Genomic DNA, 23415 nt, shown 5'->3' with positions numbered 1-23415 from the left:
GAACTAACGACATAATCCGTTCCGATTTTAGAATTGAACTACGCCGAAAGCAACATGCACGTGCATATGGATGTAGAGAGATCGCCATACTGTCCGATTGAGGCTACGAAATGTATGAAAATATGGTACAAAGACTTTACAGATCACTGTGCCGTTCACATTCTAGGAGAGCATTCGACGCCTTATTTACGCGAAACTTTCACTAACAGGAAATGCCGGTGACCAGTAGAAAACCCATCAGTATCACTGTCTTAGGGGGTGGCCGGGAAATAGGAGCAAATTCCTATCTTCTGGACTGGAAAGGTTCGAGAATTCTCCTGGATTGCGGCCTGGACGTAACCAAGAAAGGATACGAATCGCTTCCGCGCTTTGACGCATTGGGCAAGAGGGGGGTGGATGCTGTCATTGTCACACACGCTCATATCGATCATGTCGGCAGTCTCCCCATCATTATGGATGCGTACCTGGGCCGCGGACGCCGCGTACACGTGACTGTCCCGTCCAAGAAGCTTATTCCTCTCATGTTGATGGATTCGGCCAAAATGCAGGTTTGTCCGCGTGGACAGAGCGAAGATTATCCGTACGAATGGTGTCTCGACAGGCAGTCTGTTTCAAAGATGTTTGCTTCCAGGAGTGTTTTCGCTGCCCACACATTCGGAGAAAAATTCCGCATTGCAGACGGCCTGTTCGGTTCCTTCTTTCCGTCAGGGCATATTCTCGGTGCAGCAGGAGTTGTCTTGTGGGACGGGGGGCACTCGTTGGTCTACACGGGCGACATTGCGAAACACAAACAGACGATCCACAACGGATGCATGCTACCGGATTTAGCGGATGACATAGACTTTCTCCTCATCGAATCCACCAGAGGTTCAATAGAATCCGATCCCAACAATGACAGGAAAGCCGAAACTCACGCCCTCGCGGAAGAGATCAACGACACACTCCAGAGAGGCGGTCATGTGTTGCTCCCTTCATTTGCCCTGGGAAAGACACAAGAACTTATCGTTCTTCTGGAATCCATGAAATGGGATGGTTTGATACCTGTGGATACTCCGGTCCTCTATCATCATGGGCTTTCCTCCGCAATCAACAAAGTGTACGAGATGTATCCGGAGTACCTCAACGGTTACGATCCCAAGATCATCAGCATTGCATCTCGCAGAGTAACTGCATTCAACGTGAACGACGAATTCAAGACAGCCCAGGAACTCACGCGGGTTCCTTCAATTTTCGTGTTCACAAGCGGCATGCTGTCGCGAGGAAGCCCTTCTGCACGGCTTGCGGAAGAACTGGTGCAATCGGAGAAGAACGGCATCTTTTTCACGAGCTATGTAGCACCGGAGGAATTCGGCTACGAACTCGCCGGAGCGGCCACCGGCGACTTTGTGCAACCGGATCTGAAAAGTGACCGCCGCATACGGGTGATTTGTCCTCACCGGCGCCGTTTCTCTCTTTCCTCTCATGCAACTCGCGACGATCTGCTGAGTATCGCGGATCATTTCAATCCCCGAGTTGCTGTATGGGTTCACGGCGAACCCGAATCAACCGAATGGCTGAACCACAGTTTTTCAGAACGGCATCCGGAAGCGCTGAGCCTTCAGCCTGCGACCGAACAAAAAATCATTCTCACTGATTCACAATAATGAAAGTAAGACAATGATCGTCTCCGCCCTGAAAAGGGGTTCACAGAAGAGTAAGCGCGTACCACAGAAACAGGCACGCGCTTCGAGCTTTGATGATTCTAGAAGGCGGGTGCGGCGAACAGAATTCCGCCAAAAATGAGATAAGCCAGAAGTAAGGTCCAGAGTATGTTGATTCCCTGAGCTATAAGGAATGCTATCGCAGGTCGGCCGCCGCCAAGAGTCGCCAATTCTGCAAATCTGGTTTCCAATCCGATAGAAACGAAGGCCAGAGCGAACCAGTATGTCCGTAAGCCGGATAGCACACCCTTTGTTGCCTTCACTGTCGCTTCAGGCAGCAAGAATGAGAAAATCAACGATGCAATCATGAACCCGAGAACGAACTTGGGAAATCTGTTCCATATTTCGATCGCACCGGGTTTTTCGCCGCCAGGTACTTCCTCCGCCTTCTTGAAGGTCCAGACCACAGCCAAGATGAAGGCGGCAACACCGATGAGCACGTTCTGGGACATTTTGACGATAACGCCGACCTTCATGGCCGTTTCGCTGATAAGAGAGCCCGCAGCAACAACGGACCCGCTCGTGTCGAGAGTCCCGCCAAGCCATGCTCCGGCAACCGCATCCGGTATGCCGAAGTACTTCGATATGATTGGCTGCAGAACCATCATGGGAACCGCGCAGATGAGCACGATGGATGTTGTGTAGCTCAATTTCTTGGGATCGCCCTTTATTGCGCCCGAAGTTGCAATGGCAGCCGATACACCGCAGATGGAAACGGCACTTGCCAGAATTGCCGAAAATTCTTCATCTACTTGAAGTTTACGGGCAATCCAGTAGCACATGTACCAGACGACACCGACCACCAACACTGCCTGGAGAATGCCGAGCGCTCCCGCCTGGATAATCTCTCCAAAGAGAATACCTGCACCGAGAACCACGAGACCTGTTTTGATATAAAACTCGGTCTGAACAGCAGGTTTCAGCCAATCAGGTACACCAATTACGTTACTTATGAAAAGTCCAAGAAACAGACACCACAGGACATATTCCAGGCCATATACATTGATCGTGTAATTACCCGCAAGAAGTAATGAAATCCACGCAATAATGAACACTATGGGAAAACCTATCACAAAGAGCCCTACATTTACTCCCAGGAGAGATAGGGCAATGACGCTCAGAATGAGAATACCGATTGCTATGTATATGGACCAGAGAATGTTGTCTGAGGAAAATACTTTGCCGATCAAGTTTCCGGCGTTTCCGGAAATCTGCTTGCCCAGATCGGCTCCCTTTTTCTTCAAATCTTTATCTTTGACGTTCTTGGCCGTAGACTCCAGTTTTTTCGCCGCGTCTCCAACTGCTTTTCTGTCGCCCTTTTCCATGGCCGCTTTCAGAGCTGCAGCTTGGGTTTGAAGGTCCTGTTCGCCTTTGGCAGCAGCCTGTTTGGCCAAGTTGTCCACTACAGGAGTCATCTCATTGACAAACGTTTTAAACTCACCCTCGGTGGCCCATTTGAACTTCGGCGGTTTTACCGTGAGTCCTGCGAGCACCAGACCGATGATGAGAAATCCTATCCATACAGCCAGCCAATCTTCTGTTTTCCAAAGTACTGACCAACCTAGTTTGCCGTTTGACATAGCTTGTCAGCTCCTTTCTCGGTGCGTCCGAGCGCGATACATAGACCACAGTCTTTAACTGAATGGATTAGTATGAGAGAGACTTTTGCAAATGACTGGTCTTATCACCTCCCCCGATCTAAAAATGTAATGAAGCAAAGGCACCCGTTTTCGTATGTTGACTCGTAGAACAGGCTGTCGCAGCGCCATAGAGCAACGATTCAAAGGCTCCGGCAGACGTCAGCCGGCTTTCTCTCGTTCAGTTAATCTATATAACAATTCTCCTGCACAAAGAACAAAATTGTGCTGTTTCAGATGCCCGCAAATTGCTCTAATTCTGTGTCATACCAATATACTTTCACAGAAGGAGTATTGAGAGATCTGTTTTGGGCCGGTCCCGCCGGTGGCGGGATTACTTCTTTGAACGCACATTGGTATCACGCGATTTTTTAGCGCGGCAAAATGCGAGCTTGATTCGCGTATAGAGGGGGCGCAATTCCAATTGCTTTGTTGATACACTCTCGATTACACATGTGGAGTCATTATGTGTAATCTGTAAAGAAAGGAATATCTGTTTCATGATTACGTTTGCGGGGCATAAACCATCAAAGAAAACAGATAATTGTCATTGCGAGGAGCGCAGCGACGTGGCAATCGCCTGGGATTCAGGCTCTCAATTTCAGGCGATTGCTTCGCTTCGCTCGCAATGACAGTCATTCAGAAACTCTGGCAAAAAAGATGCGGATCGCTTTGGTCATCACATCTTACGCCGGATTCTTGTTTTAACGCTTATAGGGGACCCCCTGTTTTCCGGAGATCCCTTCAATTTTGCTTTCCCTCTATTCCTCGCCCGCGCCCATGACCTGACCGGAGCCGTAGGTAACCCCTTGAAGAGTCCCGCCTGTAATAAAAGCGTTGTAGTTGTCTACCAGTCGTTGCACTACTGCAGCCGCAAGACGCTCATAAAACTTCATTCCGTCTCTGGGGTTCTTCTGAAAAATAGTTATAAGTTTTTCCTTGTCGATCATGTACACCTTGCTCGGCTGAAGACACTCGGCATTCGCAGTGTAGTAACGACGTCCTACCATGCTTGACCACCCAAAAACTTCTCCTGTCCTGGTGACGCTGTAATCGATTTCGGCTTGTTCCGCCATGGTGAGTCGGACGTTTCCTTCGCCCAAAATGTAAAAATAGAGAGCACGATCTTTTTGCGTATAAACTATGGCTCCTTTGTTGAAACGTTGTTCGACCATGACTTTGGAAATCTCGAATATCGTTTCCTGGCTCAATTCCCTGAATAGTTCGTGATTCTGAATTATCATGGCTCACCTCCTACTTGGGGTCGTGATGCTCGTACATTTAGGCGTTCTCGTTCAGCCCTGCCACGCTCGGTGGATTTCCTCTCGTCCTCAAGGTGACAAAAAGACAACTATGCAATGAGAGTGCCAAGTAACATCTCTGGAATATCCGTCAAAACGACACAATATTACGCATCCTTCCGATAATGGCATCTGTAAATTCTTTGGATGAACTGTAAGAGAAACTGACACCATGATAAGGAATTGTTTTAGATTGAAATGGAATACCAGAGTAAAATTCCATGAAATGGATGCAATTTTTGTTGTGAAATCGAAAGATACAGTACCAGTTGCTATTTGTAATCTCGGACTATCCAGTAATTTATACTTGCCAAATCAGAATGATATATGATATTGTTCAATAAACGTCGAGGTATTCATTCTTTAAGCGGAGCACCCATGAGAAAATCTCTCCTCATAGCAGCAGTAGGTCTTGTTCTCCTGAGCTTTAGCGGTGGATGGGCCATGCAGCCTATGCATACGAAAGTCCTTCCCTATAGCCTGGAATATCCCCTCACCAGGAATGTGCCATATCCCAGTCACAAAGGAGATCCATACGAATACACTTTTGGTGTTCGCAGATGGCTCAATCCCATTCAACACTCCGGATCGGCCGAATTCAAAGCCACACTCGAGGCAACACAACATTGGAACGACCTTTACGGCGGGTACGGCGTAATCGGCCATGGTGAGGATGTCTTCACCAACTGGGCGGCCAATTATCGAAGACATCACCGGGGCAAGTGAGCAGGAGTTCACAGAAGGCTGCTCAACAGGTTCTTCACTGATGTCAGTTGCTGGTGATCCGCTACTCCGGTCAGATACTTTCTGGAAGTCCGATATTCGAGAATCCCCAGTTCCGAGTAACGCGTCAACGCGTTATTAACGGGAACTGCGGCAAGAGCCGGTTTGAGACGAGGATTCTCCGTGTTTCGGGCTTCTTCCATGAGAAATGCCATTTTTTTCATCAGTTCTTTTTGGCTTACTTCCCGAGCATCTTCCGAAGCAACCAGAGCAACATAGTAAATTTCAACGAGGTCGCGCAGCACTCCGGCCAGGCACTCCAGCGGGGCCTTACGCAGTATGAGCGATTCTCCTTGTGAATAAATCCAGTTCTGCTCCCTGAAGAACCGGATCTTTTCTGCAAGCGAATTCGACGTCTTCTGGAGAGGGTTAACGATGAGCTCTTTTGAAAGGAGATCCTTCAAGAGTTCAAATTCCTCGGATATCACCGAGAGGTTCTCCAGAGCTTCGGGGCCTCTGCCCAGGAGAATCATGGCTAGCAACGACGAGTCCCACACGCAATTCACTATTCCATTTCTATAAAAATCTAAATTGGGAACTCTGGATTGACTCACCTTGAATATTGTATTCTCATTGGATGCTCCTTCACCTGTTTCCAGGAACCCTCGTGCCACGAAAGAATCAAGAGCATTTCTTACTGCGAATTCAGGATCTTTGGCAGTCTGAGAAAGCTCGAAACCTTCATGGTTACATACGTCCCAAAAACATTGTACCGCTTCAACCAATTCTTCACGAGTGACTTGCTCCGCTCCTCTGCAGATCAACCCTGCTGCGGTGAGATCGATATGGCTCACCACACCGGCCCGTACAATTCCATACATCAGGTAGTATGCGAAATCCTGGAGCAGTTTCCGATTTTCTTTCAGAAAAGAGCTTCCTGGTTGCACTTGATGTCCTGCGAGAGAACAGAATTCCACAAAGGAAACCGGATCTCGAAACCTTACATACACTTTTCCGAATCGCTTCTTGAGTACGGTCCGAGCCTGAAGAAACTGCCAAAAGCTCTCTTTTTCTTTTTCTTTTCCCGCTAATTCTTTGAGATAAGACTTTTCTTCCGGTACGCGATCGTATCCTATGTATGTCGGCACAAAAATGAGATCCGGGACCGCCCCTTCTTCTATGGTCTGGAGGAGAAAGGCCAGCATGCCCATTCTAGGGGGCGTCAATTTACCCGTTCTGCTCCTGGCGCCTTCTATATAGAAGTTTATATTGATTTTTTCCCGAACAAGGACTTTGAGATATGCTGTAAAAACATACGTATACAGCCCCAGTCCTCTGAACGTCCGTCGAATGAAGAATGCTCCGCCTCGACGCAGTATCGGTCCGATGGGCCAAAATGAAAGATTCTTGCCTGCGGCCATGTGAGGAATGGCCATTTGGTTGATAAATGAGAAATACCCGACAAGCAGGTAATCAAAATGGCTCTTATGGCACGAAACATAGATCAAAGACGATTCTGCGTTCGCTTTTTTCAGCTTCGCAAAATCAGATGCTTGGCTATCTACGCCGTCAAAGACTTTGGCAAAGAGCGCCCTAAGTACATAATAAAGGAAATGGTGAATCTGAAGTTGCTGATTCGCGGCAATCTCGTCTACATAGGATTCGGCGAGTTTCTTCGTCTTCTCCTCGGTTTCTCCCTCCTTCGATGCAATTTCCCTGACCGACCGCTGTACCCGCGCATCTTGCAGAACCCGTTCTTTCATTTCCGTACGGGATAACTTTTCAGGCCCCCTGTTCACTCGAATTCGTGAGTTAATGGAATCGACAAGCTTCTGCCGCACTCGAACGGGTAACTCGTCCCATTCCGGACTGGAACCGAATTCCTCGAATTCCGCGACCAGATGAACCGGTTCGCCTATCAAGAGTTCCGGGACGGTCCACGTTCTGAATGCCGTGGCAATCCTCCGCACAAAGCCGGGATTATCCGGATCGCCCAGAAGGGTTTCCCAGAATGAAGGTACCACGTTGCGACGGCTGCGATCATAGAGGATGATCAACGGAACAATGGCTATGGAAGCGGAAAGCCGGCCCTGTACGTCCAGAAGGATTCTTATCGGATCGCTGTCAGGATATACGTATCGATCTCTTGTCGTTTTTTCATCGACAAGGAATGTCACTGCTGCACTGCCGCGGTTTTCGAGTATTTCCTTCAGCACGTCCTCCGATGGTCTCGGAAATCGGTGCTGCTGGATGACTCCGCTCAAAGTCGCGCCCCACACCTTGAAAAATTTCCGGAACGATCCTGTGGCTGCTGCGGAAGTATCGAAAACAAAAGAAGGAACCGGAAGGCCAAGTTCCGCAAATCGCATACGGAGAAAATGCAAATCGTAGATGTTGCGATACTTCATGGCATAGACGACAGGCCCGGCAGCCTGGAGCTCACGGAGCCTGCCAATAACTTCGTCGTCAATTCGGACTTGCTTTGAGAGTATCGGGATGAGTTTACGTAGTATCCAGGGCGGTTCTTGGTCCAGTATCCCTGCAACATGCGTGAAATGACCGTTTCTCAAATGTTCCGGAACGGTTTTTCCGTTAACGGATTCGTTCATATGCGGCCTGGGCCTCCTCTGAGTCATATCATGGATCCGCCCGCGCGGAGGGGAAACGGGTCGATACTCGTTTTGCGGGCTCGTGTGAAGAGAGGCTATCAGATCCGAGCATCGTTGGGCAATGGAGTTTGTCTGCTCGGAGAAAAATAAATGTGCCGTAAAGAAAAGGTTTTCTTCAGATAATTTTGTGTTAATATACACATCTTTCAGGGGCTCCGGTTGTGGCAAGTATGGGAACGAAACCAATGCGATTTCTTTGGGCTCTGGTGATTCTGTGCGCGGTTCTTGTCGGAACTGCAACGGGCGACGATTACCTGGATTTCTATGAGCAGGGGGAATTCGCGTTGCGCGTGGAAAAATGGGAACGGGCCATAGACCTGTTCACCAGATCCATCGAACAGAACGCAAACTTTTATCTCACCTATCACAATCGAGCTATTGCGTATTCCAAGATGGGGGAATATGACAAGAGCATACTGGATCTTCAGAAAGCGGTTCAGTTGAATCCGAACTATCCCGAGGCATACGGCCTCATGGGACTGGTGTATGAGATTCAGAAGAATTATCCTTCGGCCCTAAAGGCTTACCAGGAAGCGCTTACACGTGAGAAACGGCCTGTAGTAAGAAGGAATCTCGAAAAATACATCCAGGATGTGGAGACAAAGATTAAGAAGAAGTAGTTAAATCGTGTGCTGACGACAGGATTTCTTGCCCATTCGGACCTGTCATGTAGGTTGGGTCACCCGAACGACGCGTGATACCTTCGGTGCAGGAATCCTTGGAAAAAAAAACATGTTGAATGTTGTTTTTGCGGAGCACTAGTGATAACATCTGTAGGATTACACGATTTGCCCGGTTATTTCCCGGCAAATTTTCCAGATAAAGGAGGTCTTTCGAATGCCTACGCTCGAAATCGAAGGTAGAACTTTTGAAGTTGATGAGGACGGTTTTCTCCAAGATCCGGATCTGTGGAACGAAGAAGTTGCAAAACTGTTTGCCAAGACCGAAGGTATCCAGGAAATGACGGACGAGCACTGGAAAGTGGTCCATTATCTCAGGAATTATTACCTGGAATTCAACATTGCTCCGATGATCCGCAAAGTCTGCAAAGATACCGGCTTCAAACTCAAAAAGATCTATGAGCTGTTTCCATCCGGACCGGCCAAGGGCGCCTGTAAAGTGGCAGGACTCCCCAAACCCACCGGGTGCGTTTAGTTTTTCGCAAATTGTGTGTTCCCCGGGAGTGCGCTCCATCCATAGCCAGAGATGAGGTGTTCACTCCTGGGGGTGCACGAATTTACTGTTGTTTACGCGGGAAGTGAACTGTCAGGCTGAGGTGTCGATTCTTCCCCCATTGCCGGGGAGACTCCGTGTACATTGAGGCATACAGCTTTTCGTCACTGTTCTTCTGCTATCTTCCGGAAATCCTACCTTTTATTCACTGAGCCATCTCAGTCGCGCTGCTCTCTCCACAACCTGCAATTGACGTTGAAGCTGCAGTGAAGCTGCAGTAGCGTCTTGGCCGAGTCTCGTACTCTGCCGTAGAAGTGATTGCAGCTCCCGCTGATATGTTGCCAATTGCCTTCTGCAGTTGACGAGGTCCGTTTGAGGAACCAGGTTGATGTTACCCTGTGGGTCACGAAGCGTTTGAGGATTGCTCGCATTTTCGATACAGCGGAGAGCGTCGTTTACCTGTCGCTGCAACGCTTCCTGTTTTTTCACCAAGATATTCTGTTTAACTCGAATGGTGCTGGGCCTGCCGGAAGAAGCAGTAGTAGGTGTTGCTTGTCCTGGGACATCCTGTCCGAGAACCGGCGAGACTGCCAAAGCCAATACTATATAGGCTGTAGCCCAAATGCATTTAAGTGGACGGAACATTGTAGAAACCTTTACCGTATGGTGCCGAGCCGCCTTTCCAAATTTGCCTGGTTAGTCTTGTACCCGATCAGAGAAACTATCAGATCGCCTTCTGCCGACGAAAGCTGCCTTTGCGCATCGAGAACTTCTATGTACGTTGCAACCTGCTCTTTGTACCGCTCCTGGTTGATACGGAAATTCTCTCTTCTGAATTCAACTGCCTTGCGGTTATTCTCTATGTCGCTTTCGGAGCGTTTCATGTCCAGGAACGAAGTCTTCACTTCTTCCATAATCTGTTCGACCAATTGTTCCCTGGCAACGAATGCCCGGGCTTGGGTGACTCGCCTTTCCTGGACGGTCTCACGCTGCCGGAACATGTCGAAAGTCCATGAGAGGATTCCCTGGAGCCGCCAATCGTTGGTGCCTTCAGGATCGAATGTGTTCCAGTCGTCATTTATCCTTGAGGCCTGACCTTGCACCTGGATGGATGGCAACAGGTCGGCTTTTGCGGATTTTACCAATGCCAGAGCCTGCTCCACAGATATATTCGCCTGCCGGATTTCAACCCTGTTCGCTGCCGCTATTCCGTAAATAGCGGGAATAGCGTAATTGTTCGGCCGATATGCCGTGTCCTGGATGACATCTATCGGAGTCTCTTGAGGATACCGTAATAGAAAATTCAGAGTAGCCTTGGATTTGCCTATGTCGGTCAAAGCTTGGGTTCTCTGGATCTTTGCCGTGGCAAGCTGGCCTTCGGTGGACAGAACATCGACTTTGGGAACCACGCCGGCTTTGTAAAACTCCAGAGTCTGATTACGGAGCGCCTCGAGCGCTCGGATCGATGCATCCGCCACTTCCAACAATTTTTCCGCTTGCACGAGCTGATAGTACGCTTCATACACATCCAGGGTAAGGTCCTGGCGTTCCACGTCAAATTGAATCGCCGAATAATCCACCCCGAGACGGGCGTACTTATAGTCATTTAATAACTTGCCTCCGGTATACAGAGGCTGGGTTATCGTCGCGGACATGCTGAAAAGCTTGAAGGGATCGATACGGTACGGATAAGTGGGCGCAAGTCCGGTACCGCCAGAGGGGTCTCCACGGATCGCCCATCGGCTTGGGTGAGTTCCGGTCAACGAAGCAATTGCTGTAGAACTCTGATATCTGTACCCCGTCCCGGCGTACTGCAGATCGATTGTGGGGAAAAAATCCGAATATGCTTCCCGACGCTGAGACTCTTTCTCTCTGACATCCAATCTGGCATCGGCCATTCTGAGATTTCTGGTCAGAGAAATTGAAACAGCTTGAGCAAGAGAGAGTCTGCTGTCGGCCCTGTTCCTTCTGTTAGACTCGGCTGCATTCGCAGCGAGTGGAATGACGGCCAACAACAATCCGAGGATAGCAATTGTAAATAGACACTTCGAGGCATTCGAACAACCCATACCTCGTCCTCCTTAAGCAAAAACCCGGACATCCGGGAAAAAATACAGCGCTTCCTTATGCAGAGCGTGTTTCAGGCGGAAGCGAGAGTCTGAAACGTGCGGAAAAGTGCAGCAGAGGGAGTTCCTTCAGACCATCATCCTCGCGAATACTTTCGTATTCCCGATCAGATTTTCCACTGACACTCTTTCGTTGGGCGCGTGTGCCATTTGGAGAATCTTTTCCCAGACTGCTGCGTACAGTCCTCTTTTTCGAAAAAATGTCGCAACTGTTTGTCCGCCGATTCCATGAGGCCGCGGTTGAACCCCATAGATCTCCTGGACAGCCTGTGCGAGAGCGAACACTACAGGTGCATCGGCAGGCGTGGGATTCGGGGAATCCGACCTGAGAAACTCATCGACAGCTATTTGGACGCCGAATCGTTCTTGGACAGACTCTGCCACCAGTTCCATCTCGTCCAAGACCTGCCTGGGATCCAGATCCGGCAAAATCCTGCAATCAAAGAACAGGACGTCTTCGCCAGGAATGGTGTTCACGTTTGGCACGTTCGCTTCTTTACGAGTCGGCTCGAACGTACTCTCGGGCGGATTGAAAAAAGTATTCTTACTGTTGAACTTGCTGTGGAGCAGCTCATCGAGCTCGACAACGAAATGTGCAGCAGCCCTCAGAGTGTTCCTGCACTTGTCCGGGCGACTCGCGTGTCCCTGAAGTCCCTTTATGGTGAACTTCACATGCAGCAAATGTTTTTCCGCTATCTCGATGACATCACCATCGGCATTTCCGGCATCAGGAACGAGAATCAGATCTTCGGGTTTGAAAAGGTCCGGCCGCTGATGCAAAATGTAATCAAGTCCGTACAAGCTGCCGGTCTCCTCGTCAGAGACGAGAGCCAAGCCCACATTCATCCCGAATCCAACGGTCTCTTTAACAGCGCGGGCTGCAAAAATGCTTGCCACCACTGCCTGCCCGTTGTCTTCTACGCCGCGTCCCGAAATAAACCCGTCCCGGACCTCAGGTTTGAACGGATCATGCTCCCATAATCTCTGTTCCCCGGGCGGAACTACATCGATATGGGACAAGATCCATAATGTTCTGGCATTGTCTCTACCATGGAAAACCGCCAGGAGATTAGGTCGAACACCATCGGGAACCCGCTCGTCCGGTGCGTGGATTTCCTCGATGAGATCGGGATTCAGCGCTGTCACTGCATCTTTCACAACCTGGTACTTTGCCATTTCTCCGGTTCCGTTGTTATCCGGACCAAGCGCCGGAATAGAACAGATCCGTACGAGAAATTCGGTACATTCACTGGAAAGGCCATCAATTTTTCGCGCTATTTCTTGAAAATCCACCATTCCTCCAAAGACGTACAACGTCGTCCCGGCAGAACACAGTTCGATCCAGCATGTTATGGGAAGGGTTGGATGATTGTCAACCAGAAAACTTGGTAAAAATCGGGGAAAGGGAGCTATCGATTAAGTATTCATACCGATCCGCACCCAGACGAGTAAAATCGGGGAACCCCTTTCTCGCAAGAAGAGTTATTTAGGAAACTCTTGTTTATCGAACGGAACGAGACGGTTCTACAGATGGGTTCCGAAAGAGGACCGATAAATTATCGCGGGTAGAGAAGAAATCGGGACCGTAATGAGAGGAATTTGTCCAAATCCTCGGACCAGCTATGCTCAAGGTCTTCGATAGAGCGTCCCTGCTCCAGGTCCAGACGGAGCCTGTCATCCCCGAGAATGACATCCACGGGAAGCTTGTCCGAGACGTACTCGTAAGGCGGTTCAGACCATCTGAATTCTTCGGGATAGAGTTTCAGCAGTGCAGAAATAAAGGCCAGTGTAGCTCGGAAAGGTCGAAACAGCTCTCGATCGGTGACGTGAATCTGATACCCTCTGCAATGTTGACCGGCCCACTTGTTGAAGGTCGGCTTGAAATCCGTCTCCCGCAACACTGCGCCAGTAATGCAGTTCTTTTCCAGGAGATTTGTCACATGTCCGGGTTCAATGAAAGGAGCGCCCCATATCTCGAACGGTCTCGTGGTTCCTCTCCCTTCAGAGAGATTCGTCCCCTCCAGAATCACCTGTCCAGGATATACAACAGCAGTTTCCACCAGCGGCATGTTCGGGGATGGTAAAATCCACGGCAAACCGGTGTCCTCGAAATACGTGTTCGGATTCCAGCCGCCAAGAGTTATTATTTCCAGTTCGCACCCTATGTCCAGTTCCGCATGATACAAGGCCATGAGTTCACCCAGTGTCATGCCGTGCCGCATGGGAATGGGAAATGGCCCTACAAAACTGGCGAATGCAGGATTCAGGATATTGCCTTCAACGTCTTTACCGTCGATCGGATTCGGCCTGTCAAGGATAAAAACAGCTTTCCCGGTCTCTGCACACGCGTGCATAAGATTCAGCACTGTCGTGGCAAAGGTATAGACGCGGGTCCCTACGTCCTGGATGTCGACAAGCACGGTGTCCACGGATTCGAGCATGTCGGGTCGCGGGATTCGCGTTTCGGAATACAAACTGTACACGGGAATGTTCAAATATGGATGCATCCCGTGGCCGGTCTCGCGCATATTGTCCTGCTCGGTTCCGCCCACACCATGCTGGGGTCCGAACAATGTTCTCAATCTGCCCGGGAATCGTGCAGCAATCAGATCCGCGCTCGACTCGAACCGAGTATTGACCGAGGCGTAATTATACAAAAGCCCCAGTCTCCCGGCGCGCGAGAGCACCTGAGGTTCCCGGAGAATTCTTTCGAGACCTGTAATTACCATGCAGCTATTCTATGATCTCGGACTGAGAGAAACGTATGAACAACCTGCCGTGCCTCAAGATTCACTCTAATCTCGCTCCCATTTTCCCGACCGGCCTCTGTGCATGTCTATCGGTCCGCTTTCCCATCGGCGTACGAAAACTGTCCTTTCGCCGCCTCCTCCGGAGACCAGGGAATTCATGGACCAGGATACGATAGTGACGATAATTGAAGCAAAGAGAGCCGACCAGAAAGAAGCGATGTGAAGCCCGGGCACAATAGCCCCGGCCAGTTGGAAGAGCAATGCATTTATAACGAGAATAAAGAGCCCCAGAGTGACTATTGTAAGCGGAAACGTGAGTATTATGAGGACCGGTCTCACCACTGCGTTTAATATTCCGAGTATTGCTCCGGCAAATAATGCGCTCCAGACACTCTCTACCCGGACCCCGGACAAAATGTACGGGATGAGAAGAATGGAGACTGTAGTTATGAGCCACCTTATCACTATTCCGTGCATGATCGGTCCTTCTCCCCGGTCTTCAGCTTTCTTCGAATTTCAGGTCCAATACCGATTGTTTGAAGCTACCGTGGGAAGCCTCATTTTTCTTCGATTGCGCCGGTCTTCTTGATAAAGGGCTCCAGAAGATCAATCGGTATGGGGAAGATGGTCGTAGAATTCTTCTCCGCAGCAACCTCCACCAATGTCTGGAGATAGCGGAGCTGGAGAGCCGTGGGTTCCTTGGCTATAATCATAGCTGCTTCGGAAAGGCGTGCAGCAGCCTGGTATTCGCCCTCGGCATTGATGACTTTGGCTCGTCGCTCTCTTTCGGCTTCCGCCTGGCGGGCAATAGCTCGCTGCATCTCGGAAGGCAGATCGATATGCTTTACCTCGACCATGCTCACCTTAACCCCCCAGGGATCGGTGTGCCGGTCCAGAATCTCCTGAATCTCCATGTTGATCTTTTCCCGCTCGGAAAGGAGCTCATCCAGTTCCGATTGTCCGCACACGCTTCTGAGAGTCGTCTGAGCCAACTGCGAAGTTGCGTACAAATAGTTCTCAACTTCTATAACAGCTTTCGTGGGGTCCATGACACGGAAATAAATGACCGCGTTGACCTTCACGGACACGTTGTCACGGGTGATCACGTCCTGGGAAGGCACATCCATGGCAACAGTGCGGAGACTCACTCTCACCATACGATCGATGATAGGGATCAGAATGATAAGACCGGGGCCTTTGTGATCGATGATCCTTCCGAGACGGAATACCACTGCCCGCTCGTACTCGTTCAGGATCTTGATGGCCATGAACAGGAAAATCACGATGAGAAATATGATTATACCGAGTGCATACATGGACTCCTCCTCGTTGTAGAAAACCGTCCCGTAATAGAAGGCCCGGAACTTCGCGATCGGGGAATGCTATTTGGTAACCGACTGCACCCCCCCAATTCCTGGGACTATAATGGAACAAGGCTTGATCTGCGTCAATCTCTGCCGTGCAAACCAACTGCTTTTTCACTGGGATCAAATTACCTTATTCACATGAGAAATTTGTTCAGAATCAAAGCTCTTGCCCATTTCCTAAACAGGAATAACTTTATTTAGTCGGTTTATGAACTCCAAAGTCAAATACGGAACTTCAAACTGGAGCAGGGGACAGATTAGAGAGGTGCGACCTTCTCAAAACCGGTTGTTTGAATTCGATGGACCGGATTTCATCCTTTTGCTAATATTTGAGCGAAGGAGAGGACATTCATGAAAATGATAAATCCCGAGAAAGTTAAATTGTTTCCCGGGCAAAGCTTTCACGGATTGTATGCTCCAGGCCCCAACGCCCCGGGTCAGGTCGGGTTCTTTGTCCGTTCTGTGGCCGAGTTCCCCAAATCCAACGGCAATATAGGCATTCAGCAACGCGCAGGGGCCATAAAATTCAACGATGTTCTCCTCGTGCTGACCATGATCCGAGTGTACTCCGAGGAAATAGAAGAAATATTCGATATCTGGTGGAATTTCTACTCCGAAGAAGAAGATGAGGATTTCAAACGTATTTCACAACAAGATACACTCACCGTACATTTCTATGATGAAAGTGGCAAAGAATTTTCCATAGCCACATCGAACTCTTTTCAAAAATTCTTCAAGTACTTGGAACCCATGATCAGGAAAACCGCGCCCTGGACAGACATCGAGTTTGACCGTGCGGTGCGGGGGTTCTGTGCCCAATCCTATCCGAGAGAAAACCTCTGGGAACTCATTGAATTCCGGCCTGAAGGAACACAAGGATCCGGCAAACCGAAGACGGTCGAAGATTATCCCGGGTACATTCCGGAAGAGTTAAAGCCGTTCTACAGCTATGATGCGAACCAGGGACACAGTATCAGGATAATACCATCCATGTTGGAACAGGACGCATTGTTGGGCAACCCTGAAGACTTTGTTCATGCTGCTCCGGTTAAATCGGTGGTTCGCTGCGGCATTCGTTGGATCAAAGGGTTTCCCGTTGCTGCAATTCCATTCATTCCCGGACACGGGTTGGCTGTGCCTCCGGACGATTCGGAATTCTGACCTCACGAATCCTGTGCCAGACTGTTCGATCCATCTTCCCGGCAGCCTCCCTGTCGCTATTAGTTGATGGCAAGGACTGCCGACCGACTGCGACGTATTTCAGGTTCGTCAATTATTTTCAGGCCTGCCGCAGATGCGACATCGAGAGTAGTCTGAAATTCTTCCTTCGACACGTGCCCCCGCGGCTCAGCCAAAAGTACTATTCCCCCGGGCTTCAGAATGTCCTTGATCTGAGAGAACAAACGATCCGGATCGGGAACTTCATGCACCATGTGCAATGCAAGACATACGTCTATCGGTTCGGAAACCATGATGTCATCCTGCCGGCACACTCTGGTGACGATGCGTTCGGCCATGCCTGCATTGCGTGCTCTTCTCTGCAATGCAGTAAGCATTCTTTCCTGAACATCTACGGCTATGACCTTTCCATTGGCTCCTACCAGCCGAGATGCAGGAATAGTGAAGAATCCCATTCCCGGACCGATGTCGAGCACGGTCATTCCATCACGGACATAGGGAGCCAGAATTTTATCCGGGTTTTGGAGCCAGCGGCGAATCGGATTTACCAAGAGGTACCCTATCCACCAGGGACATACGTGTTTTTCCATGCCGTTCCTCTGCAATAGTTTAGTCTAATTAATATAGAGGAATGAAACGTATGTTGCAACTGCTGAACCAAACAAGATCTGTTTATTTGTTATTTAGGAGAGGCAGCAGACTAATCATGACGATTACAAGAAGTTCTCCCCGATTTCAGATCCTTAGCCGCCGAAAGAGGGGTGGATGAATTCGACGCGATCCCCTTCTGCAATCATTGTCATGGCAAAATCTTTTCTGTGTACGTACCGTCCGTTCAGTTCCACAATGACAGCGGGGTCATCCTCATGGGTGCGGTCGAGCAACTGCTGAATCGTCAGGCTGGATTCTTCGACTTTTTCCGGAAATCCGTTGAACAAGAACTGCAAGAGAATCCTCTGGGGTGGAACACTTTCCGAAATAACGAAATCTCGTTGGGGCGGAATGCAGTATAAGGATATTCGGGAAACACTTCCTATGAGAAGCGTTTCCCGTCTTGTGTTTCCGTACTATCCGATTACTTTTTGGCTTTTATTCCCATGAAGAGCCGTTCAGAGGAGACCGGCAATTCGGTGACCCGAACACCTGTCGCATCGTAAATGGCATTCAATATCGCCGGGATGGTTGGCATGATCGCGCCTTCCCCTACCTCTTTCGCTCCGTACGGCCCATTGGGCTCATGCGATTCGACAATGATACTTTTTACATTCGGCATGTCCAGAGCAGTAGGGATACGATACTCACCCAGGGAGGCGTTCAAGATACGGCCTCTGGAATCGAATTTGACTTCCTCGAAGAGGCACTCGCCAAGTCCCATGGAGAGAGATCCCTGCATCTGCCCTTCCACCAGAGTCCGGTTGATGGCCAAGCCGCAGTCATGCGCATCAGTCATCTTGTCCACAGTCACTTCTCCGGTTTCGAGATCGACTGTAACTTCTACAACCTGTGCCGAGCACCCGTACGCAGGGGAAGTGCCTACCGCAGCCCCTTTGTACGACCCTCCAAGTCGGGGTGGTTTGTATTTTCCGGTCCCGACGAGTGTACCACCCTTGATAAATGCGAGCCGGGCTGCCTCTCTGAAAGTCAGGTAGTCGCCTGTCGGAGGATCTGTCCAGCCGCGATGCTCTTTGATGTAAAAGCTTCGGATCTGTTCAAAATTGCCCGGACCGCCATCGAACAGCACGTTTCCATTCTTGAAGCTTATGGAAGAAGGATCGCATCCCATAGCCTCCGCGAGGTACTCCACGATTCGGCCGCGTACCTGTTCTGCCGCTTCCTTTGTGGCATGGCCGGTCATAAGAGTTTGGCGGCTGGAATATGCTCCCAGGTCAACGCTCAGATCCGTATCGCCGGATGTCACCCGGACATGATCCAGCGGAATTCCCAAGGTTTCGGCGGCAATCATGGCCATAGTCGTGTCAGAGCCCTGCCCTATTTCCGCGGAACCGGTCAACACGTTGACTATGCCGCCATCTTCACTGACTTTGATCACCACGGTGGAATGATACGTATCGGACCTGTATATGGGATATCCTGCACCGGAAACGAAGAATCCGCATGCCACGCCGATTCCTTTTCCTTTCGGCAGTTTTCCTTTCTTATTGGACCAGTCCGAACCATCGCGCACGGCTTCTATACACTCTTTCATTCCCAGGCTGGACATATCCAGCTCATTTATCGTCATGTCTCCCGTTACCATCATGTTCTTCAACCGGAATTCCACGGGATCCATTCCGAGTTTCTCCGCAGTCATGTCCAGAAGCTGCTCGAAAGCTGCACGATGGGCAACTCCTCCGTGTCCCCGCTGGGCCCCACAGGCCGGCTTGTTCGTGTAGGCTCTCATTCCGTCGTATTTCATGGCCTGGAGCTTGTACGGTCCACCAAGGAGCGAACCTGAATAATACACGGTCGCTATTCCGAAACTGGTGTACGCTCCGCCATCCAGAACGGCTTTATTCTTGAGCGCAACCATGGTCCCGTCTTTTTTCACGCCGAGACTCATTTCCGCGTAGAACTGGTGTCTTGCGCGGCTGTGAAGGAATACCTGTTCCCTGCTGTACGTCATTTTCACAGGCCGCCCTGTTTGACGAGCGAGAAACCCGCAGCTCATTTCCATTGGGTTTGCTTCGCATTTCGGGCCGAATCCTCCGCCCACGTACGGTTTTACAACCCGCACGTTACCCACAGGGATCTGAAGGACCATTGCCACGGTCCGCATGACATAGTGAGGAACCTGGGTAGAAGTATGCAGTGTCAGTTTGCCGTCCAAATCGAACACAGCGATACAGGACTGGGGCTCTATGAACGCCGCATCCTGCCGTTTGTTGAGGAACGTGTGGTCCACAACAAGATCGCATCCCTGCAAAGCTGCTTCCGTATCTCCGAATTCCTGATGAACCTCGGCATTCAAATTGCCGGGAAACTCTGCATGAAGCTGAGGAGCCCCTTCCTTCATCGCTTCGAACATATCGAAAACTGCGGGTAGCTCTTCGTAATCGACTTTGATGAGACTCAACGCTTCCTGCACGGTAGCTTGATCCACCGCAGCGACTGCAGCAATTTCGTCTCCCACGTACCGGACCTTATCGAACGCGAACAGGGTCTCGTCGTACCGAGCCGGAGAAACCCCGTATTTTATCAGCCCTACATCCTTGGCCGTTATTATCGCTTTTACTCCAGGCAGTTTCTTGGCCTTTGAAGTATCGATGTGGAGTATCTTGGCATGTGCCAGCGGACTTTGCAGTATTCCGGCATAGAGCATGCCCGGCATACTGATATCGTCAGCGTACTTTGCCCGACCTGTTGCCTTGACCGGACCGTCCAAACGAGGCGCCCTCGAGTTGAGAACCTGGTAGTCACTCATGTCAGGATACCTCCGTGCCCTGGAGCGTGCGGGACGCTTCCTCGATAGCTTCCACGATTTTTTGATAACCAGTGCATCGGCAGAGATTACCCGAGATCGCGGTTCGTATATCCATTTCCGTAGGTTTGGGATTTTCGTCCAGCAAGGCCTTTGCAGAGAGTATCATGCCGGGACTGCAGAAACCGCATTGAATTGCGCCCTTGTCCACGAAAGCCTGTTGAATGGGATGCAGTCGGCCGTCTTCTTCGAGTCCTTCGATGGTGATGACTTCTCTGCCTCGTGCCTGAACTGCGAGAACAAGGCACGCATTTACAGGCTTTCCATCCAAAATGACCGTGCAAGCGCCGCAATCACCGAGACCGCATCCGTGTTTCGTGCCGGTGAGTCCCAGGTCCTCTCTCAAGAACTGCAGGAGCGTTGTATTTGAATCCACAGCGGCTTCTGTCGGTTGCCCGTTTACTGTGAGCTGTATGATGGTCTTCATAGGTATTCGTCTCCCCTGGAATTCTGCGGCAACGGTCACGGCTGCCATACTTTGGCACGCTCGAGTGCCTGTTTCAGTGCACGCTTCGTAAGCACTTCGATCATCATGCACCGGTACTCCATTGTCCCCCGGTGATCCGTTATCGGGCTGCAAAGCCCTACTCCGATTTCACCGGCTTGCTGGAACAGCTCGTCACTTGGCTCTTTTCCCACAAGAAACTCTTCCGCAGCGTATGCCCTTACCGGAGTAGGGGCAACGGAACCGAGGGCGATTCTTGCTTCCGCAATAGGACCGTCGGGAGCCTTCAAAGTCAGGAGCACCGCAACGTTCACCATGGAAATCTCCAGCGTCTTGCGAGCCCCGAGTTTTATGTACGCGCCCCCACTCCAGGGTGGAGGTGTTTCAGCGTGAATGCTCACCATTAGTTCATGCGGTTCGATTGCGGTGTCTCCCGGTCCGCGAAAGAATTCGTTTGCCGAGATTTCTCTTTCTGCAGATGCGGACTTAAGCCTGAATTTCGCATTGAGTACCATGCATGCCGGGGAAAGATCTGCAGCAGGTCGGCCGTTGACAAGATTTCCCCCGATAGTCGCCCGGTTGCGTATCATGGGAGCACCAAGACGACCGGCAGCCAATGCAAGAGGAGTGAATCGGTCTCGTAGCTTCTCGTGACGGGCGAGACTTGCAGCACTCACGCCGGCACCTATGGTTATCGCATGACCGTCCCTGGGCACGATTGAATCAAGACCCGGAACGCGGGCGATAGAGATTACGTGCTTGGGTCGATCTATCTTCAATTTCATCTTCACGAGAAGATCGGTTCCACCAGCGAGAATCTTTGCATTCCCTCCGAGTTCGGACAGTAATTGCAGAGCTTCTTCAAGCGTAGTGGGCTCGTGGTACTCGAATTTCGGCAGGAGCATACTTTTTTCCTCCTGAGACTAAGAAATGTTTTCAACAAACATCGAAAAGCAGTTAAGAATAAGGTCACGGTACAGCCAATGACCTTCTAAGGTTTTGAACTTATTTTTCGTGCAATTCTCCTATATGGGGAACCATCGCATACTGCGGAACAGGTCAGAAGGGATGTCTCGTAATAGCACAATCCGGGGCATGCATGAGAAGCTATCAGTGACTTTCCCCCGGATCGAGGTCGAATGAAGCGTGAAACCGGAACATGGAGGTTCGAGCCGCACGAATGGGAGAAGACGTAGGTCCCTTTTTGAAAGTCTTCACAAAATGCCTTGTACCGAATCAACGTCAAATCCGGATCTCTCAAGAAAGGTGCAAGCCGATTCCATTCTTTGCCGCAACCGTCACAGCAGATAGCCGGGGAATCTGCTTCATCCGAACTGTGGGAACAAGCCTCAGTGTCGGTATTCGGTTTCGCAGGGGAATTTGGATCAGTATGGGGAATCAAGGCGGCGTGAATATCATACGATTCGAGAAAACAGATGAGTTCTTCGGCCGTCCTTGCAACACATTCTTGACGTTCGACGTCCTCATTCTCGGATTCACTCTCAAATGGCGGGCATCTGAAATAAAGCCAGCCGGAATAACCTCCGAAGGGCGTTCCGTCTGTAGGAAGATTGCAGGCTAATACTCCTCGGGCAATTTGTACGTCAACAGGAACAACGACGTGATATCGATCTCCGGCTGGGGAAATTCCAATCCAACCTTCATTCCCGCATCTGACGGGAAGAGTGGCCCGATGAATATCAGTGAGTTTGATCTGGAGCATGTGCAGCCCGGATAAAATTTCTGTATCAGGAACTTTCATTTTTAGCATAGCTTTCGAGCAGCCATCTTGTCAAGTGATAAAGAAGAGAGCTGATGAAAACATTTGACAACTGCGCGAGGACAAGTTACAAATACTCTCGTTCACTACCATGAACCAGAGGGAACATTGTCGTCCCCGGATTCGGTAAGCGACAGTCGAGCAAAGATTTTCTACGGCACTTTGATTGCTGCAAATTCACACACCATCGATTCGGGTCTCTTCCGGGTCGTTGTCAATTGATCGAAATGATGTTCTCGGATAAAGAACGATAAAGAATCGATAAAGATCGGGTGACTTCATGGCTGCAAAACAGGATTCGTCACATATAGTGTATTCGGCTCCCATCGTTTCCAAGGCAATGCGGGTGCTCAAAATGATCATAAGCGCTTCCGCAAATCCCGGAATCAGCGAAATAGCATCCAAGCTCTCTCTCGCGAAATCCACGACTCACGGTATTCTGGCTGCGCTGGAAGAGTCCGGGTGGGTGCTACGGGATCCCATTTCAAGAAAGTATACCTGCGGACACGCGGTAAAAGATCTGGCATCGAATGCCGTCGTGAGAATGCCTCTCGTGGAGCTTGCACGGCCGCACCTCGAAAAGCTGGGACAGGAGTTGGATGAAGATATTTTTCTCGGCATCTGGGCGGGGCAGCAATTGCTTATCCTGGATCAGATCGAGTCTTCAAAAGAGTTGAAGATAAGAGCGCGACCGGGAACGAGGATATCCATGTTTGCCGGAGCAGCAGGTAAGGTCTTCCTGGCACATCACGATGTTGACGAGGTGAGCAGAATTGTACGTTCCAGGCCGTTGCCTCGATTTACGAAACATTCGATAGTCGAGCCTGACGTGTACCTTGCCGAACTTGAAAAAGTGAGATCGAACGGAATAGCTCACGATGTGGAAGAGTATCTTCCCAATGTTTGGGCAGTGGCTGTTCCGATTTTTTACGGCAAAAAGGCCAGGAGGAGAATGGTTGCCGGATTCTGGATCGTCAGTCTGGATACTGAATTGAGTAGCGAAAGTATCGCACGAGCCGAACGACTTAGCCGTTTGACAGGCGAAACGCTCTCGAAAGTGATCAGCAATCATTCGGAACCGCAATAA

At 50.1% G+C, this 23415-nt stretch carries 20 protein-coding genes; 6 read left to right on the top strand and 14 right to left on the bottom strand.

Annotation, left to right across the window (positions count from 1 at the left end; translation table 11 throughout):
• The first annotated feature begins 218 nt into the window (after positions 1-218).
• Positions 219-1643: an MBL fold metallo-hydrolase gene (locus DESTI_RS05610; RefSeq protein ID WP_014808991.1), complete on the top strand. Its 1425-nt coding sequence runs from the start codon at positions 219-221 to the stop codon at positions 1641-1643.
• A 98-nt stretch (positions 1644-1741) separates the two neighbouring features.
• On the opposite strand, the gene DESTI_RS05605 is transcribed toward DESTI_RS05610, so the two are convergent.
• The gene (locus tag DESTI_RS05605) at positions 1742-3280 is read right to left on the bottom strand and encodes a putative sulfate exporter family transporter (protein ID WP_014808990.1); all 1539 of its coding nucleotides are present in this window, start codon (positions 3278-3280) and stop codon (positions 1742-1744) included.
• Between the two features lie 818 nt (positions 3281-4098).
• Complete coding sequence (locus DESTI_RS05595) at positions 4099-4581, bottom strand: Crp/Fnr family transcriptional regulator (protein WP_014808989.1); 483 nt, start codon at positions 4579-4581, stop codon at positions 4099-4101.
• Between the two features lie 435 nt (positions 4582-5016).
• Here DESTI_RS05595 and DESTI_RS05590 point away from each other — a divergent pair, with 435 nt between their 5' ends.
• The gene (locus DESTI_RS05590; protein WP_014808988.1) at positions 5017-5364 is read left to right on the top strand and encodes a hypothetical protein; all 348 of its coding nucleotides are present in this window, start codon (positions 5017-5019) and stop codon (positions 5362-5364) included.
• A gap of 8 nt (positions 5365-5372) precedes the next feature.
• On the opposite strand, the gene DESTI_RS05585 is transcribed toward DESTI_RS05590, so the two are convergent.
• On the bottom strand, positions 5373-7970 hold the full coding sequence (locus tag DESTI_RS05585; RefSeq protein ID WP_014808987.1) for a 1-acyl-sn-glycerol-3-phosphate acyltransferase: 2598 nt from the start codon (positions 7968-7970) through the stop codon (positions 5373-5375).
• Between the two features lie 245 nt (positions 7971-8215).
• Here DESTI_RS05585 and DESTI_RS05580 point away from each other — a divergent pair, with 245 nt between their 5' ends.
• Positions 8216-8650, top strand: a complete 435-nt coding sequence (locus DESTI_RS05580) for a tetratricopeptide repeat protein (protein WP_014808986.1) — start codon at positions 8216-8218, stop codon at positions 8648-8650.
• A gap of 217 nt (positions 8651-8867) precedes the next feature.
• Positions 8868-9185 (top strand): TusE/DsrC/DsvC family sulfur relay protein, encoded by a 318-nt coding sequence (locus DESTI_RS05575; RefSeq protein ID WP_014808985.1) that lies wholly within the window; start codon positions 8868-8870, stop codon positions 9183-9185.
• A 219-nt stretch (positions 9186-9404) separates the two neighbouring features.
• On the opposite strand, the gene DESTI_RS05570 is transcribed toward DESTI_RS05575, so the two are convergent.
• The 6 genes from DESTI_RS05570 to DESTI_RS05545 form a co-directional block, all read right to left on the bottom strand.
• Positions 9405-9848, bottom strand: a complete 444-nt coding sequence (locus tag DESTI_RS05570) for a hypothetical protein (RefSeq protein WP_014808984.1) — start codon at positions 9846-9848, stop codon at positions 9405-9407.
• 11 nt (positions 9849-9859) lie between these two features.
• The gene (locus DESTI_RS05565) at positions 9860-11272 is read right to left on the bottom strand and encodes a TolC family protein (RefSeq protein WP_014808983.1); all 1413 of its coding nucleotides are present in this window, start codon (positions 11270-11272) and stop codon (positions 9860-9862) included.
• A gap of 126 nt (positions 11273-11398) precedes the next feature.
• A complete protein-coding gene (locus DESTI_RS05560) occupies positions 11399-12625 on the bottom strand; it encodes a M20 family metallo-hydrolase (protein WP_041285993.1) in 1227 nt (408 codons plus the stop codon).
• A 260-nt stretch (positions 12626-12885) separates the two neighbouring features.
• Positions 12886-14058, bottom strand: a complete 1173-nt coding sequence (locus tag DESTI_RS05555; protein ID WP_014808981.1) for an exo-beta-N-acetylmuramidase NamZ family protein — start codon at positions 14056-14058, stop codon at positions 12886-12888.
• Between the two features lie 66 nt (positions 14059-14124).
• Positions 14125-14556, bottom strand: a complete 432-nt coding sequence (locus DESTI_RS05550) for a phage holin family protein (RefSeq protein ID WP_014808980.1) — start codon at positions 14554-14556, stop codon at positions 14125-14127.
• 80 nt (positions 14557-14636) lie between these two features.
• Positions 14637-15395: a slipin family protein gene (locus DESTI_RS05545; protein WP_014808979.1), complete on the bottom strand. Its 759-nt coding sequence runs from the start codon at positions 15393-15395 to the stop codon at positions 14637-14639.
• Positions 15396-15797: 402 nt separating this feature from the next.
• On the opposite strand from DESTI_RS05545, the gene DESTI_RS05540 reads away from it, so the two are divergent.
• Entirely contained in the window at positions 15798-16607 is an 810-nt protein-coding gene (locus DESTI_RS05540) for a hypothetical protein (RefSeq protein WP_014808978.1), read from the top strand.
• A gap of 59 nt (positions 16608-16666) precedes the next feature.
• Here DESTI_RS05540 and DESTI_RS05535 read toward each other — a convergent pair whose 3' ends face one another.
• The 5 genes from DESTI_RS05535 to DESTI_RS05515 form a co-directional block, all read right to left on the bottom strand.
• Positions 16667-17215, bottom strand: a complete 549-nt coding sequence (locus DESTI_RS05535; protein ID WP_014808977.1) for a class I SAM-dependent methyltransferase — start codon at positions 17213-17215, stop codon at positions 16667-16669.
• A gap of 153 nt (positions 17216-17368) precedes the next feature.
• The gene (gene thiS, locus DESTI_RS05530) at positions 17369-17572 is read right to left on the bottom strand and encodes a sulfur carrier protein ThiS (protein ID WP_014808976.1); all 204 of its coding nucleotides are present in this window, start codon (positions 17570-17572) and stop codon (positions 17369-17371) included.
• 128 nt (positions 17573-17700) lie between these two features.
• Positions 17701-20046: a xanthine dehydrogenase family protein molybdopterin-binding subunit gene (locus DESTI_RS05525; protein ID WP_014808975.1), complete on the bottom strand. Its 2346-nt coding sequence runs from the start codon at positions 20044-20046 to the stop codon at positions 17701-17703.
• Position 20047: 1 nt separating this feature from the next.
• Positions 20048-20530, bottom strand: a complete 483-nt coding sequence (locus DESTI_RS05520) for a (2Fe-2S)-binding protein (protein WP_014808974.1) — start codon at positions 20528-20530, stop codon at positions 20048-20050.
• A gap of 35 nt (positions 20531-20565) precedes the next feature.
• Positions 20566-21453 (bottom strand): FAD binding domain-containing protein, encoded by an 888-nt coding sequence (locus DESTI_RS05515; protein ID WP_014808973.1) that lies wholly within the window; start codon positions 21451-21453, stop codon positions 20566-20568.
• 1155 nt (positions 21454-22608) lie between these two features.
• Here DESTI_RS05515 and DESTI_RS05505 point away from each other — a divergent pair.
• Entirely contained in the window at positions 22609-23415 is an 807-nt protein-coding gene (locus DESTI_RS05505; protein WP_014808971.1) for an IclR family transcriptional regulator, read from the top strand.

Origin of the sequence: Desulfomonile tiedjei DSM 6799 (genome assembly GCF_000266945.1) — a bacterium.
Classification (GTDB): Bacteria; Desulfobacterota; Desulfomonilia; order Desulfomonilales; family Desulfomonilaceae; genus Desulfomonile; species Desulfomonile tiedjei.
Note: the sequence above shows the minus strand (reverse complement) of the source record. Positions and strands in the feature narration are given on the sequence as shown.

Coding starts and splice junctions, on each gene's coding strand:
- DESTI_RS05570 (WP_014808984.1), bottom strand. CDS start 9,848: ATGTTCCGTCCACTTAAATGCATTTGGGCTACAGCCTATATAGTATTG.
- DESTI_RS05595 (WP_014808989.1), bottom strand. CDS start 4,581: ATGATAATTCAGAATCACGAACTATTCAGGGAATTGAGCCAGGAAACG.
- DESTI_RS05525 (WP_014808975.1), bottom strand. CDS start 20,046: ATGAGTGACTACCAGGTTCTCAACTCGAGGGCGCCTCGTTTGGACGGT.
- DESTI_RS05605 (WP_014808990.1), bottom strand. CDS start 3,280: ATGTCAAACGGCAAACTAGGTTGGTCAGTACTTTGGAAAACAGAAGAT.
- DESTI_RS05585 (WP_014808987.1), bottom strand. CDS start 7,970: ATGAACGAATCCGTTAACGGAAAAACCGTTCCGGAACATTTGAGAAAC.
- DESTI_RS05560 (WP_041285993.1), bottom strand. CDS start 12,625: ATGGTGGATTTTCAAGAAATAGCGCGAAAAATTGATGGCCTTTCCAGT.
- DESTI_RS05550 (WP_014808980.1), bottom strand. CDS start 14,556: ATGCACGGAATAGTGATAAGGTGGCTCATAACTACAGTCTCCATTCTT.
- DESTI_RS05575 (WP_014808985.1), top strand. CDS start 8,868: ATGCCTACGCTCGAAATCGAAGGTAGAACTTTTGAAGTTGATGAGGAC.
- DESTI_RS05505 (WP_014808971.1), top strand. CDS start 22,609: ATGGCTGCAAAACAGGATTCGTCACATATAGTGTATTCGGCTCCCATC.
- DESTI_RS05555 (WP_014808981.1), bottom strand. CDS start 14,058: ATGGTAATTACAGGTCTCGAAAGAATTCTCCGGGAACCTCAGGTGCTC.
- DESTI_RS05580 (WP_014808986.1), top strand. CDS start 8,216: ATGCGATTTCTTTGGGCTCTGGTGATTCTGTGCGCGGTTCTTGTCGGA.
- DESTI_RS05590 (WP_014808988.1), top strand. CDS start 5,017: ATGAGAAAATCTCTCCTCATAGCAGCAGTAGGTCTTGTTCTCCTGAGC.
- DESTI_RS05515 (WP_014808973.1), bottom strand. CDS start 21,453: ATGCTCCTGCCGAAATTCGAGTACCACGAGCCCACTACGCTTGAAGAA.
- DESTI_RS05520 (WP_014808974.1), bottom strand. CDS start 20,530: ATGAAGACCATCATACAGCTCACAGTAAACGGGCAACCGACAGAAGCC.
- DESTI_RS05565 (WP_014808983.1), bottom strand. CDS start 11,272: ATGGGTTGTTCGAATGCCTCGAAGTGTCTATTTACAATTGCTATCCTC.
- DESTI_RS05545 (WP_014808979.1), bottom strand. CDS start 15,395: ATGTATGCACTCGGTATAATCATATTTCTCATCGTGATTTTCCTGTTC.
- DESTI_RS05540 (WP_014808978.1), top strand. CDS start 15,798: ATGAAAATGATAAATCCCGAGAAAGTTAAATTGTTTCCCGGGCAAAGC.
- DESTI_RS05535 (WP_014808977.1), bottom strand. CDS start 17,215: ATGGAAAAACACGTATGTCCCTGGTGGATAGGGTACCTCTTGGTAAAT.